This is a genomic window from Amycolatopsis sp. CFH S0740 (genome assembly GCF_004522315.1).
Lineage (GTDB): Bacteria > Actinomycetota > Actinomycetes > Mycobacteriales > Pseudonocardiaceae > Amycolatopsis > Amycolatopsis nivea.
Window position 1 is genome coordinate 1 of the sequence record NZ_SDLS01000087.1, and the last position, 341, is coordinate 341.

Here is a 341-nt window from a genome sequence, read left to right on the forward strand (position 1 = left end):
ATGGGCCTGTTCGGGCTCACCATCCCGGAGGAGTACGGCGGCCTGGGCGAGTCGCTGCTCACCTACGCGCTGGTGGTGGAGGAGATCGCGCGCGGCTGGATGAGCGTGTCCGGCGTGATCAACACGCACTTCATCGTGGCGCACATGATCAAGCAGCATGGGACGCCGGAGCAGAAGCAGCACTTCCTGCCCCGGATGGCGACCGGCGAGGTCCGCGGCAGCTTCTCGATGTCCGAGCCGGACCTCGGGTCGGACGTCGCGGCGATCAAGACCCGGGCGCGGCGCGACGGCGACGACTACGTGATCGACGGCGCGAAGATGTGGCTGACCAACGGCGGCTC

The 341-nt window shown here is 68.3% G+C and carries 1 protein-coding gene; it reads left to right on the forward strand.

Annotation, left to right across the window (positions count from 1 at the left end; translation table 11 throughout):
* Positions 1-341: acyl-CoA dehydrogenase family protein (locus EIZ45_RS45865; RefSeq protein WP_205670336.1), on the forward strand; the 341-nt coding region annotated here is incomplete at both ends.